Here is a 12,695-nt window from a genome sequence, read left to right on the forward strand (position 1 = left end):
CCTGCTCGCTGTTCGAATCCCCTTTTCTTTTTTTCATAGGTAGGGGGGATAGTCTTAATCGTTATATATTTTATGAAGTCTCAATATTTCTTTTAATTTTACTTGGGTTTCTTTCTTTGTTCTCTCATTTTTCTCATATAATGTATGTATTTTTTTATGTGTTCTGGATGATAAAGGTACAAGATTATCTTCTTCTAATGCAAGTTCTTCATCTTCTGACAACTCAATTATATGATGTACTGTATTTGCTGTAGTTATTTTTTTATTAATATAATAATCCCATAAATCCAAATATACATTTTTTTCTAATACATATTCTCTAGTTTCTCTCCATTCTTTTCCGTTATAAAATTTATCTCTTTCTTTATTTCTATTTTTAGAATTATATACCTTGTTGCTCTGCTTTCTACTTTTAACATATTTTTTAACGCACTCACTACATGCCTTTTCACTATAGTCTATCATTTTGCCACACTTACATATTTTTTTAAGCTTCATATACTCCACTCGGTTCTTCTCTTAATAGTTCTTCCATGTGCTTCTCTATATCTTTTATTTCATATTCTGTTTTATTAAGATATTTATTACATACTTCTTTTAATGTATTTACATATGCAATCATTTCAGCAAAAACTTTTTCTCTTTCAGGCTTCGTTGTTCTATCTGTAAATCCACCTTGTTCTTCATAAATAAGTTCTTTGTATAATTCTTTCAGTTCTCTTAATGTTTCATCTTCATAATATATAATATATTTTTCTTTGCACTTTCTGCATATAAAATATTTTATTTTTATATCTCCAATAGTTTCTGTTCTTACATCTTTATAAGCTACTTTAAATTTATTATTACACTTATCACATACTATTCTTCTCATTTGTTTACTCCTCTTCTAGTGCTGATAGATAGTCCAGCTTCTCACAAATAGTTTCAACTACTTTTTCATATTTTTTTACTAACCTTTCTTGTTTCTTAGCTTCTTCTTCTGTTAAACTTTCTATTTCATCTTCTAGCTTCATACTTTTATCAAATAATTTTGCTAAGTCTCTAAATGTATCTCTCATTTTAATTCTTGATTCTCTATTATCATTCATAGATTTCCACCTCACAAAATAAAAAAGGACTATCTCAATTATTTAAAGAGATAATCCTTTTTTATAATATTATATATATTTCTGGTTCACAATAAATCTAATCTTACACTTTATATATTATCATTTTGAAATTGTTTTGTATATGAACACTTATTGACACATCATTCTTATTGTATAGCGTTCCATATTAATTAAACCATATCACTGTATATATTGAAATAGCTATACTATATTCCTTTAGCTAATTAACAGTTTATTTTATTAATCTATAGAAACATGACATTTAACTATTATATTAGAATTTATTTACTCCATCTATACCAAATATAAATACTGACAATTTTTCGCAAGCTAGGTTTATATCTCTATATACAGTTCTATTGTCTATATTTTCGGAGATAGCTATTTCTTTTATACTCCATCTTTTTTCATCTATAAATCTTTTATATATTATTCTATATTTTCTTACTTCTAATTCTCCACATTGTTTACTATAAGCTTCATAAATATTTATCATAGTATTTATATGAGAGATGATTATATTTGTACGTGATACACTATTGCTTATACTTTCTACAAATAAATTCTCTGTTATTTTAGAGTTTATTAATTCCTCCAATATTTCAATAGCATTTTCATTTACATTGGATACCTTAAAAATAGAATTATTAACATGTCTTTTAAAATCTTTATAATGTTTCAGTAACAGTTTTGTATTTCTAAGCTTTCTATCATATAAATACTTAATTTCCTCTTTTCTTCTATTCTCATATGTAGTTATAGCTTTCTCTGCTGCTATATTTGTTATCTTTTCAATTAACATATCAATATTTATATTTTCAGTCCCTTCTTCTATTCCTTTTAGCATGCAATAACTTCCTTTCTACTCTTGTTCTCTGATTAATGTAATCATGGTTATCAATCTCTTTAAATTTATATTACTTATATAAAACACCTGTTTTTTTATTTCTAAGCTCTATTCTCCCTATTACTTCAAAACCTGCTACCTTAGCCATTTTTTTAATTAAATCAATCAATATATTCGCTTCTTGTTTCTCTTTGTCAATTTTTCTTATAGCTTCATATGCTGTACTATCTAAGTATCCACTTTTATTATGTCTTATATCTACTCCATTTCTTGTGCTTCCATCTTTAGCCACTTTATGCATATATCAACACTTCCTTTTCCGTTTTTATCATTACATTCCATTGCATAGTCGCAAAATGTACCAGTTACATTACATTGAGAACAAATAAACTCTGCAAACTTTCTGATTTTCATATCTTTTAATATTTCAAAAACTGTTTTAATAACTTTTTCTTCTATTTCTATAGTCGGAAAGCTAATTATATTTTCAATCTCTTCTGTTTCTTCAACTTCAATTTCACCTTCTTCAAATTCATAATCTGTCGTCATATTTATTTCACTTTTTTTCTCTTCGGATTTCTCTGTAACATCCTTAATGCTTAAGTTTCCTTTTTCTCGATACTCTTCAAATAAGCTTTGTTGTTCAGCTTCTTCTAATCTTGATAATTCGTATGCTGTAGATACATTTATATTTTCTTTTTCAAACTCATTTTTAAAATCTGGCATTAGCTTCTTGGATATATTCTCTAGTCTTGCTATTTGACCAGCTGATGTATTTAACATTTTAGCAACTAAATCCCTAGTTTTACCTTTTATATCTTCTTCTGCTCTTAGTTCTTCTAATAACTTCTTCATTTCTACTGCCTGCTTCATTTTTTCAAAATCTGTTAATTCTCTTGCAGTTGAATTAGTTGTTATTAATAAAATCTTCTCCCTTATTCCAGTTACCTTTTCTATCATACAAGGCATCATTTTAAATTTTTCATTCTCTTCGTTTTCTTCTAATAGCTTCAATACTGCTAATCTTCTTCTATGACCTGCTATTATTGTATATTTATTATCCTTACTTTCTTTTACCAATAGATTCTGTTTTACTCCAAACATTTCTATAGAAGATTTTAAATCTTCTATATCTTCAACTGAATAAAAATTATCTTCTGATGGTACTAAATCATAAACACTTATACTTTTTATTTCTGTTTTTTCATTTTTAATATTTTGATTGTCATTTTCTAGTTTACTATTATTAATTGCTTCAAACATATTAAAAGCCATTTTACTTTTCCTTTCTATGTGTCCAATTCGGACACATTTTTTATTCTATATTTAGATACTCATTAACTAACTTTTTGTAATCTATCGTTGCACCACATCTTTTGTTGTATTTCATTATTGTTTTTTGATAAAATGTACTCTCAGATACATTTTTATTTAATCTTATTACAGTTTTAAATACTTTACATATATTCTGTAGTAAAGTTAAAAATTGATTATTTACATCATTATTTTGATAATGAGTTACTATGCACCCTTTAAATTTTAATTTTTCATTTACATGTTTAGCATTTTCTATTTGCTCTAGTAATTCTTTTATCCCCTTAAGAGAAAAGCTATCTGCTCTTACTGTTATAATTACTTCATCTGATGCTACTAAAGAATTTACTGTTACTATATCTGCGCTTGGTGCATTATCAATTATACAAAAGTCATATTCATTTTTAACTTTTTCCAGCAATCTCTTTAATATACTAAATTTATCTTTTTCACTATCGAATAGCATCCTGTCAGCTTGGTACAAGTGCATATTACTAGTTATAATATCTATATTTTTATTTTCAGTCCTACATATGTATTCATGTATATCTGCATCTTCAAGCAACATTTCTGCTGTTCCTTTTCTTTTTTCATCAAATTTTGAGAAGTACTGTGATAAGTTACCTTGTTTATCTGCATCTATCAGTAATACTTTCTTCTTATGTACTACAGATAAAATATCTGCCATGTTTGCACTTGTTATTGTTTTACCTGTTCCTCCTTTAAAACTTAAAATCGATATGATTTTCATAGCTTTACCTTCTTTCTTTTATTTTAATATTTAAAAATTTTCTGATGTCCTTATTGGTAATAAGTAGCCTATTATATGCCCTTTTATAGATATGCGAACAAGAGAGTTACTGTCTATTCCTTCTACCTTATCAAATTTTCCAAAAATTTTTATATAGTTTTCATCAAGATAAATTACAAAATCTTCACATATATATTTATGATAAGTAAGCTCTCTTACTGGTATATAATATTTTAATAACAGTTCTCTATATCCATCTTTTTTTATGTTATCCATTATTATCTGAGATTTCTTATTGTTAGCTTCAAATAGTTTAGGATTTAATACCATTTCATTTTTATCTACTATAAAAACACATGCACCATCTGATATATAGTATTTATTGTCTTTTTCTATCAATATCCTAGTTTTATTTTTCTTTATACAATCCACAAAATAATTTATTACTTTCTTTTCCATAAACTTTCAGCTCCTTATATTTTTTTCAATCAATTTTAGAAGCCTGTTATATTCATCTTCTCCTATAATTCCATTTAACTCTATTTTTTCTAAGTACTGTATAGCTTTTATTGTTGCTTCTAACTCTCCAGTATTGCATATTTCTACTATTTTACTTGCAAGATATATTATTTTATCTTTGTTAGCTAATAACATAATAATCAACCTTTTTTTTATTCTAAGAAACTTTTTAATTCTAGTTCTTCAATAATCTTTTCTATTTTTTTCTTTATTCTAAACCTTTTTGTTCTCGCTTTTATAGCTTCAAGCCTAGTTATTTTATCATTTAGCATCTTTTTAAATTTTAATTCTATTTCTTTAATTTTATTGTTAAAAGTTTCTATTGTTTTTTTCAAAATCTCATTTTCTTCTTTTAATTTTTCTATTTCTTCTCTTAAAATTCCAGCTCCAGCTTCCATTCCTTTTTTCACGTTTTGGTCATTTTCATATCTAATTTTTAAAGACATTTTTTCTGTATGTAGTGCAGCGTTTTTATTTTCTAAGTCTGAAATTATTTTTTCTTTCTTTGAACATTTATCTTTTAGTTCTTCTATTCTTCTAAGAGATATTTCATATTCTGCTTTTATTTCATCAAAATCTTTTTTAGTATATAAGTTTAAAAACATTTTATCCCCACCTTTTTAAATACTATCATCTATTTCATTTTCAAATTCTTTTCTTAATAAGCTATAATTCTCATTTAATATTTTCTCGTCTTTAGTTATATAGTCTAAAAATAATACAGCTCCATTGAAAAATTTTATTTCAAATCTTTTTATATCTTCTTGTTTTACATATTGTCTACCAAAACAATTCTTCATATTTTTCCATACTAGAAAAGGTATGAAGTAAAACTTATCTTGTATCCCTACACAAACCCCTGCTATTGCTCCCATGCGATAATATCTATCTAATGTTTCTAATTGTGTATTGGTTAAAACACTTCTTTTTATATTATCTTTAAGTGTATATTTAGCTTCAAAGCATATACATACTCCATGTTTTAGAGTACCTTTGAAGTCTGGTTGTGCATTAGCTATAAATCTTCCCGTAAATTTCCCTGTTTTATCCTTGTTTAACACTCTAAATGGTTCTGGTGTTTTTTCTATTTCTGCTCTATTATCATTTCTATAGATTATACAAGCTGAGTTTATATAGTTTTCAAAATGCTGTCCTTGCGCATTAGCAACTTTATTTTTATATCTTTGTTGTAGTTTTTTATCATCCATGTTTTACACTCCAATCTTTTCTACGAGGAATTTATACTTAAAATTTATTACTCATTATATATAAAATTTATTTCTTCTGTCTTACATAGTTCAGTTAACCAATGATATTCTTTATCTTTCAAGCCACAATGTTCTAATATAATTTTATTAATTTTATTTATATCTAAATTTATACTAGCTTTAGCATTACAAATTTCACATCTTTCAGTTTTGCAATTACTACAGTTTACTTTAATATCCATTAAATCCGTTATTTGTATTTCTAATAACCTTAACTCATTACTTCTTCTTCTCAGTTCATCTAATTCTTTTAGTTTTATATTCACCCTTGCAGACTCTAACATTTTTTACTTACCTCCAAGTTTGTTTTTTCCAGATTATATTTCATCCTCAAAGATTACAAAACTTTCTCCACAACTTGTTGTAACTACTCTATAAGTTTTTTCATTCATGTGACAATGATAATCTAAAATTTTTTCATCTATTCCTGCTCTTTGAATATCTTTTAATCTTATTACCATTTTTTCTTGTATAATTTCATGTATATTTGATGTTGTTATCTCTCCTGTGTATAATTTTGTCTTGAAATTTTTCTCTTTTTGTATTTCTTTTTCTATTTTTCTTCTATCTAATACAACATCTTTTACAAATTCTCCAAATCTTTCATTGAAATTATATAATTCTATGTGATACTTTCCATCTTCTTCTGCAAAGTAAAAATTAAGTTGTCCTTTTTCTGCTAATTCTTTGTAAGCTTCTAATTCTTTTTCTAACATTTTTATTTTCTTTTCTTTACTTGAAATTATTTTTAATAATCTTGTTAACAAAATTTTATCTTTATAAACCATTTCTACCACTCCTTCACATTACCAGATAACATTTTCATTTAACCAATTTTTATATGCTTTTTCACAATCAAAACTTTCACAATCAATCTCAGTATTATTACATGAATTACATATATCTTCTGAGTATTTTTTACATGCTTTATTTTCTCTCATCGAAGTGAAAGTTACTAATTCTTCATTAGTCATATTTTTAAGAGCTTTTTTAAAACTTACAATTCTAAAACAGTTACGAATACATTTTTTATTTAATACATTAAGTTCTCTCTTAGCTTCTTTTTTAGTTTTATATACTTTAGCTTTATTTATATCCTTCATTAACACAGGGTATAAGTCGTAGTTAAAAGTATGATTTTTCCCTGCATAGTAAGTGTCTTTTTCTCTTCTTTTACTAGATTCATCTTGGCATAAATCAGCTAGCACAAAGCCTTTTATTTTATCCTTATTAGTCATTAGTTTTTATACTCTCCTTATCTGTAAATATTATTATTTGTCCTTTTCCCCATCCGCTTATTTCTATTTTTTTATTATTTTCTTCACAGTAAGATGCAACTTCTTTCATACTTATATTCTTTAATTGAAAATCTATAGCGGTTATAAAATTACCTTTTTCCAATATTTTTTCTATCTTGCTCTTTACTTCAAAGCGACCACACATGCACCCATTTTTATTTTCAGCTCTACAAATATTATTAAATTTACATATTTTACAAATACGTTCTCCCGCTTTGTCACATATCGCTTCTATTTCTTTATCCATTCTTATTACCTTCTTTCTTTTCTTTTTTTCTCTCATTCTTGAACTTGTTTTTACAAACATAAGAACAATATGTCTTTGAATACAAATTTGTTTCAAATTCCTTCTTGCAGCACTTACACACTCTTAAATACATACAATCACCTCATTTCAATTTAATCTTCGCATCTTTATGTATAAGCTAACTCCTGTTATATCGTTATATGTAGCCTTACATTCTGTAAATATATAACCCTTGTATTGTTTTTCCCAGAACACGCTATTATCTAGGTCATTCCTTACTAGTTCCATAACTTTCTTTCTGCTATATCTACTATCATTGCAACGCTGATAAGGTTTTTCTAAATTCTGTGATGAACTCCATCTTTTTCTACCTTGAGGGTCTTTCATGAGATAATTGCATAAACTTTGTAAGCCAAATTCGTTTGGTTGCAATCTATGCGTGTTTATCCATCCAAGTTTTTCACCCTCTTTTTTTCCTCTTGATTTTCTAACCCATAAACTTTCAATTATATCTCTATCAAGTTCTCCATTGAGTATCATGTGATGGTGTACTCTCTTAGTTCCATTTTTCTTTTCACCAAACTCAGTTATTAGCAAATACTTAATCGCTCCTAATCCCTCTTTTTTTCTTTTATGGTTTATTCTTCTTATATAATTTCTAGCTTCTTTTTCAGCTTCTTCAACTGTACTAGGTAAAAATTTTGGTGCATATGTAAAATGTACAACTAGGTCTTTATTATTAAAATTTGTATTAGCTAGTTGCATAAAGTATCTTTTAGCGTTTTTATCATTTAGATTCTTTTGCTTTGGTTTAGATACATATCCTCTTTTACCTCTTTTACCTTTTGTTCCATCTACTCTTGGTATTATGTCTATCTCTAAATAGTCATTACAATATATCTTTTTCTCTCTTATAAAACTCTTCATATAGCAGTACCTCTTTAGTCTTTTATTAGCATCTATATATTAGTATCTAGTGTTATATATTTGTATAGATACTTTATATCGTTATAATGTTAATACCTATTACAAGCTCGTTAATCGCTCTATTTAGCGTATTTATTGAACTCTATTGTCTTATCTGCTATAATAAAAAATAGATATGTTTTTATAGCTTTGACAACAAAGTTATTTTGTGAAGTGTCTTATAACTGCGAATTATAAGACACTTTTTGTTTGCATAATTTTTAGACTTCAATTTAAATTACTTCCTTTTCTAACTTTTTTTCTTTTTCAATTTTCATTTCTTCTTCTGTTTTCTTTCTATATGTACACTTTATTTCTAAATCTACGTCAAAAAGTCTTTTTGCCATCATTTCTTTTGCTCTTGCTAATCCCTTACAAAAGTAATCCATGTTCATTTCGCCTTTAAATTCAACTTTTTCGTATGGTTTTGACATATGTATTCCCCCCATTTTTTATTTTAATTATGTATTAAATAGTGTTATTAACTTATTTTACAAAGTGATTTTTAGTACTTTCTAGTATTTCAATAACACTATTCTTTTCTATAAATTCTCTTGAATAAAAATAAATATTTCCTTCACACTTTATCGCAATTAAAAATTCTTTTTTAAAATTTCCGTTTAAGTGTTCTTCAATATGCTTTCTATATAAAGCACTTTTTTTATTTACATTTTGCAATATGTAATCTTTATCTACTCTAAAGTAACCATACTTTTCTAATCCATTTATTTTTATTTCTATATCTAAATCATTCATGTTTCTATCACTCCTTATCTAACTTTTATCAAATCAGAAAATGAGTTCAATTCATTTTTGAGTTCTTCATACAATCCTTTAATTTTACTTATTTTCTGATTCAAAAGTTCCTCGTCTATTTCTACACTCACTTTTAAAGTTATTACTTCTTTTTCCTCTTTCATTTTTATCTCCCATTCTTACCTATTTTTATTTATTGAATAAGACACTATCTTATTTTTTGATTTTTTTTATAAATTTTATGTTATAATTTTCTTATTAAAATATAATGAAAGGACTATAAAAAATGGACTACTTAGCAGTAAATTGGATTGCCATTTTAGCACTAATAATATCATTTTCAAGTCTTTATATTTCTGTAAAAGTATATAGAAAAGCTAGTGTTAAACTTAAAATCTCTTATGATATAGAGAAAAGTTATTGTTTTGGTTTTAATTGGTTCGAAAAATACGAACTTTTAATATGTTATTTGACTATAGAAAATCTTTCTACTAGCAATGTATCTATTACTAAAATTAAATTACTGGATAATCTTCTATCTTCAAACGCTACTAAACTTGATATACATGATTATTATAATAATAATGGAATTTCATTGATTAATTTTGAAGGTAATAATAATTCATACATACCTATCAATACAAATAGTGAAAATATTTTAAAATATACAAGAATTCCATCACTTGGTACTATACATGGATACGCTGTATTTGAAGGAATACATCCAATAAGCGAATCGAAAGATTTTAAAATAATTGTAGATACTCCAGATGGCTCATTTGATACTAAAGTAACTATTAATCCACTACCAAAAGATTTTAAACCTATACATCCATTAGATGAAGATTAAAGATATTAGGCTTAATACAATACCTAATATTGACATCAATATAGCAATTTTTATTTCATATTCATCTTTTTTCTTCATGATATTTCTAAATTCTTTATGTAAAATAATATTTTGCGATATGAATAATATATCCCCTTCTGATAAGTTCTTATCTTTACAAAAGATTAAGAACTTATCACTCTTTTTCAAAGTAATACTTTTAACTCTTATGATATATTCTTTTTTTAAAATTGATTTTTTTATATACTTTTTTATGTAAATATTCTCTAAAATGAATTTTATATCTTTATTAGACAACTCTTTAGATTTACAAAAGTTCAAAAAACTATTTTTATCTTTATTCGCAAGTATTTTTAATTCTAAATCTCTTGTAATTTTTTCACTAATATCTTGTTCCATTTTTACCACCTCAAATACTTATTTTTATTTCATTATTGATACATCTGAATCATTTGTAATATTTGCACCTTTTAGTATGTAAAACATCTTTACTCTTTCTTCATATGGCATTTTTACAATTTCTTTCATTAAATCGTCGCTATCAATTTTTTTACTAAGAAATTCATTTGCTGAACTTCCTTTAGTTCCGATTAGTTTTTGTGTTTTATTTTCAATTATTTTATTCATATTTCCAACCCCTTTCACTCGCTCTGTAAGTACATATTACCACTAAGCAAGTAACAAGTCAACACTTTAGTCTATTTTCACTTGCTTTGTGAGTATCATTATGTTAATATCCTTAATAGGAGGCGATTTTATGAATGAAAGATTGAAGCAAATTAGAAGTCACTTCGGTATGAGTCAAGCCGAATTTAGCAAACATATACTTGTAGGTTCTTCAACATTAGCTATGTGGGAAATTGGTACAAGAACTCCAAAAGATATTCATATATCCAAAATTTGTTCTGAATTTGGTATAAGAGAAGAGTGGTTTCGCAATGGAATTGGGGAAATGTTTATAGAAAATGATAATACAATAATTTCAGAACTATCTAATAAATATAGCCTTGATAGTTTAGATGTAAAAATACTTGAAAGTTATCTAAAGCTTTCTGGAGAACAAAGAAAAGCAATAAAAAAATATGTATACTCACTTGTTGATACAATATTGGAAGATGATGAATTATATCAAGATTACAGAGGCGAGTATATAGAAGAAAACTCACAACTATCAGCTGCTAGGAATGGCAATACTGAAAATATAGAAGAAGCAATAAATTTATACGACAATTTAGATGACACTTTAGAAAGGTAAATAAAAACAAATAATGCATAAATTTTTACGACAAATAGCTTACGAATTCATTTTAAGAGAAAAAATTACGACATTACCCTATTTGTCCTTTTCAAGTTATTAAAAATAATAACTTGAAAGTTTATTCCTATGACGAATTTTCAAAATTAATAAGAAGAGATACCAATTTTATTATTGAAAAATATGACAAGCAAGGTTTTGTGTTCTGGAGCAAAAGAGATAATACTTTTGTAATTTGTTACAATACGTGTTATCCCTTTCATTCCATTCGTTGGACACTTATGCATGAACTATCACACATTTTTCTAGGACATGCAACAAAAACTAATGTTTTAAAACTTCATTCCAAAAGTAACAAATTATTTGAAGTAGAAGCAGAGGCTTTTACAAAATATATATTATGTCCTCATACAGTCTTATCATATTGTAAAATTTTGGAAATTTCTGAAATTATGTATTTCTGTGGAGTTGATAAGAATATTGCTCTTAAAAAAAGTCTTTCTTTGAAAAAAGAGAAAAATACTACTACTGGTTTAGATAATTTAGTTATAAAACAGTTTAATGTTTTTATTAAAAATTACATAAAATATAGAAAAAAAGGTACTTAGTTGACTAAGTACCTTTTTTTCTATATTTTCTTTCCATACTTATACAAATCTTCCATTTATATACTATATTATGATACTATAATTTTATTAACATGTTTTTAGGGAGGTTTTATATTATGACTGAATATATTGTAGTTCTAAATAATTTAAATAATTGGGATTTGAAAGAATTTATAGATGAAAATAATACATATTCAATTTATAGCTCTACAGATAAAGAAATGGTTATTGACTATGCAAAAAGTTTAGCTTCTTCTATGAAACCAAGTCATTTAATTATCAAGGATGAAAATAATATTGTAGAGAAAGATGAACTTTTTTTAAACAATAAATGTAGAAAATGTGGCAAACAGCTTCCAGAGAACTCAGAAGATGATTTATGCTTGATATGTAAAGATGTGCTTAAGGTTCAAGCTAAAGAAATCTCTAAATTAGAAGAGAAGAAAAAAGAACTTAAGAGGCTGAAAGTTAATCCAAGTATGGTAATAATCTCAACAACACCTTTTCTTGATGGTTATTCAATAGAAGAATACATTTCTATTGAAGCAGCTGAGGTAGTTATTGGTTCTGGATTCTATGCAGATTTAACAGCAGGTTTAACAGATTTTTTAGGCGATAGGTCTTTGCCTTATGAAAAAAAATTAACTCAAGCACGAAAACAAGCATTCAATATATTAAAAGAGAAGGCAGTTGCATGTGGAGGAAATGCAGTTGTCGGCATAGATATAGATTATATGGAAATAGGAAGATTATTTTCTGTAATAGTGAACGGAACAGTTGTAAAGGTAAAATCAAACGATAAGTAAAAATATATAAAATATATTATAATAAAAAAACGAATGCGTATTGATACGCATTCATTTTTATGTTATAATATATATATAGAAAGTTAGAGAGAGGAGGG

The 12,695-nt window shown here is 25.9% G+C and carries 25 protein-coding genes; 4 read left to right on the forward strand and 21 right to left on the reverse strand.

The window, feature by feature from the left end; translation table 11 throughout:
- Positions 1-54 precede the first annotated feature (54 nt).
- From KGF41_RS11590 to KGF41_RS11680, 19 genes are all read right to left on the reverse strand, one after another.
- A complete protein-coding gene (locus KGF41_RS11590) occupies positions 55-498 on the reverse strand; it encodes an HNH endonuclease (RefSeq protein WP_227841725.1) in 444 nt (147 codons plus the stop codon).
- On the reverse strand, positions 488-874 hold the full coding sequence (locus KGF41_RS11595) for a hypothetical protein (protein ID WP_227841726.1): 387 nt from the start codon (positions 872-874) through the stop codon (positions 488-490). The genes KGF41_RS11590 and KGF41_RS11595 overlap by 11 nt, the downstream gene beginning before the upstream one ends.
- 4 nt (positions 875-878) lie before the next feature.
- Positions 879-1,091: a hypothetical protein gene (locus KGF41_RS11600; protein ID WP_227841727.1), complete on the reverse strand. Its 213-nt coding sequence runs from the start codon at positions 1,089-1,091 to the stop codon at positions 879-881.
- A 295-nt stretch (positions 1,092-1,386) separates the two neighbouring features.
- Complete coding sequence (locus tag KGF41_RS11605; RefSeq protein ID WP_227841728.1) at positions 1,387-1,959, reverse strand: hypothetical protein; 573 nt, start codon at positions 1,957-1,959, stop codon at positions 1,387-1,389.
- A gap of 70 nt (positions 1,960-2,029) precedes the next feature.
- Positions 2,030-2,260 (reverse strand): hypothetical protein, encoded by a 231-nt coding sequence (locus KGF41_RS11610; protein ID WP_107612365.1) that lies wholly within the window; start codon positions 2,258-2,260, stop codon positions 2,030-2,032.
- On the reverse strand, positions 2,218-3,234 hold the full coding sequence (locus KGF41_RS11615; RefSeq protein ID WP_227841729.1) for a ParB/RepB/Spo0J family partition protein: 1,017 nt from the start codon (positions 3,232-3,234) through the stop codon (positions 2,218-2,220). The genes KGF41_RS11610 and KGF41_RS11615 overlap by 43 nt, the downstream gene beginning before the upstream one ends.
- Positions 3,235-3,274: 40 nt before the next feature.
- Complete coding sequence (locus KGF41_RS11620) at positions 3,275-4,024, reverse strand: ParA family protein (RefSeq protein ID WP_227841730.1); 750 nt, start codon at positions 4,022-4,024, stop codon at positions 3,275-3,277.
- A gap of 30 nt (positions 4,025-4,054) precedes the next feature.
- The gene (locus KGF41_RS11625) at positions 4,055-4,483 is read right to left on the reverse strand and encodes a hypothetical protein (RefSeq protein WP_227841731.1); all 429 of its coding nucleotides are present in this window, start codon (positions 4,481-4,483) and stop codon (positions 4,055-4,057) included.
- 6 nt (positions 4,484-4,489) lie between these two features.
- Positions 4,490-4,678: a hypothetical protein gene (locus KGF41_RS11630; RefSeq protein WP_227841732.1), complete on the reverse strand. Its 189-nt coding sequence runs from the start codon at positions 4,676-4,678 to the stop codon at positions 4,490-4,492.
- 17 nt (positions 4,679-4,695) lie between these two features.
- Entirely contained in the window at positions 4,696-5,148 is a 453-nt protein-coding gene (locus KGF41_RS11635; RefSeq protein ID WP_227841733.1) for a hypothetical protein, read from the reverse strand.
- 15 nt (positions 5,149-5,163) lie between these two features.
- Positions 5,164-5,751 (reverse strand): Holliday junction resolvase RecU, encoded by a 588-nt coding sequence (locus KGF41_RS11640; protein ID WP_227841734.1) that lies wholly within the window; start codon positions 5,749-5,751, stop codon positions 5,164-5,166.
- Positions 5,752-5,798: 47 nt separating this feature from the next.
- A complete protein-coding gene (locus tag KGF41_RS11645; protein WP_227841735.1) occupies positions 5,799-6,095 on the reverse strand; it encodes a hypothetical protein in 297 nt (98 codons plus the stop codon).
- A gap of 33 nt (positions 6,096-6,128) precedes the next feature.
- A complete protein-coding gene (locus tag KGF41_RS11650) occupies positions 6,129-6,599 on the reverse strand; it encodes a hypothetical protein (protein WP_227856677.1) in 471 nt (156 codons plus the stop codon).
- Positions 6,600-6,617: 18 nt separating this feature from the next.
- Positions 6,618-7,049, reverse strand: a complete 432-nt coding sequence (locus KGF41_RS11655) for a hypothetical protein (protein WP_227841737.1) — start codon at positions 7,047-7,049, stop codon at positions 6,618-6,620.
- Entirely contained in the window at positions 7,042-7,452 is a 411-nt protein-coding gene (locus KGF41_RS11660) for a hypothetical protein (RefSeq protein WP_227841738.1), read from the reverse strand. The genes KGF41_RS11655 and KGF41_RS11660 overlap by 8 nt, the downstream gene beginning before the upstream one ends.
- A 51-nt stretch (positions 7,453-7,503) precedes the next feature.
- Positions 7,504-8,283 (reverse strand): hypothetical protein, encoded by a 780-nt coding sequence (locus KGF41_RS11665; RefSeq protein ID WP_227856678.1) that lies wholly within the window; start codon positions 8,281-8,283, stop codon positions 7,504-7,506.
- Between the two features lie 272 nt (positions 8,284-8,555).
- The gene (locus KGF41_RS11670) at positions 8,556-8,756 is read right to left on the reverse strand and encodes a hypothetical protein (RefSeq protein ID WP_227841740.1); all 201 of its coding nucleotides are present in this window, start codon (positions 8,754-8,756) and stop codon (positions 8,556-8,558) included.
- A gap of 52 nt (positions 8,757-8,808) precedes the next feature.
- A complete protein-coding gene (locus tag KGF41_RS11675; protein WP_227841741.1) occupies positions 8,809-9,078 on the reverse strand; it encodes a hypothetical protein in 270 nt (89 codons plus the stop codon).
- A 14-nt stretch (positions 9,079-9,092) separates the two neighbouring features.
- Positions 9,093-9,242, reverse strand: a complete 150-nt coding sequence (locus KGF41_RS11680) for a hypothetical protein (protein ID WP_227841742.1) — start codon at positions 9,240-9,242, stop codon at positions 9,093-9,095.
- A 122-nt stretch (positions 9,243-9,364) separates the two neighbouring features.
- Between KGF41_RS11680 and KGF41_RS11685 the strand changes: the two genes are divergently transcribed.
- Entirely contained in the window at positions 9,365-9,928 is a 564-nt protein-coding gene (locus KGF41_RS11685) for a hypothetical protein (RefSeq protein ID WP_227841743.1), read from the forward strand.
- On the opposite strand, the gene KGF41_RS11690 is transcribed toward KGF41_RS11685, so the two are convergent.
- Together KGF41_RS11690 and KGF41_RS11695 are read right to left on the reverse strand one after the other, a co-directional pair.
- Entirely contained in the window at positions 9,914-10,327 is a 414-nt protein-coding gene (locus KGF41_RS11690; protein ID WP_227841744.1) for a hypothetical protein, read from the reverse strand. The genes KGF41_RS11685 and KGF41_RS11690 overlap by 15 nt on opposite strands.
- Before the next feature lie 24 nt (positions 10,328-10,351).
- A complete protein-coding gene (locus KGF41_RS11695) occupies positions 10,352-10,555 on the reverse strand; it encodes a hypothetical protein (protein WP_227841745.1) in 204 nt (67 codons plus the stop codon).
- Positions 10,556-10,685: 130 nt separating this feature from the next.
- On the opposite strand from KGF41_RS11695, the gene KGF41_RS11700 reads away from it, so the two are divergent.
- The 3 genes from KGF41_RS11700 to KGF41_RS11710 all read left to right on the forward strand — a co-directional run bounded on the left by KGF41_RS11700 (position 10,686) and on the right by KGF41_RS11710 (position 12,597).
- Positions 10,686-11,183 carry a helix-turn-helix domain-containing protein gene (locus tag KGF41_RS11700; protein WP_227841746.1) on the forward strand — a complete coding sequence of 166 codons (498 nt, stop codon included), beginning with the start codon at positions 10,686-10,688 and terminating at the stop codon, positions 11,181-11,183.
- A 113-nt stretch (positions 11,184-11,296) separates the two neighbouring features.
- Positions 11,297-11,791 (forward strand): ImmA/IrrE family metallo-endopeptidase, encoded by a 495-nt coding sequence (locus tag KGF41_RS11705; protein ID WP_227841747.1) that lies wholly within the window; start codon positions 11,297-11,299, stop codon positions 11,789-11,791.
- A gap of 116 nt (positions 11,792-11,907) precedes the next feature.
- Entirely contained in the window at positions 11,908-12,597 is a 690-nt protein-coding gene (locus tag KGF41_RS11710) for a YbjQ family protein (protein WP_227841748.1), read from the forward strand.
- The last annotated feature ends 98 nt before the right edge of the window (positions 12,598-12,695 follow it).

The sequence above is a fragment of the Clostridioides sp. ZZV14-6150 genome (assembly GCF_020657875.1).
Taxonomy (GTDB): Bacteria; Bacillota; Clostridia; order Peptostreptococcales; family Peptostreptococcaceae; genus Clostridioides.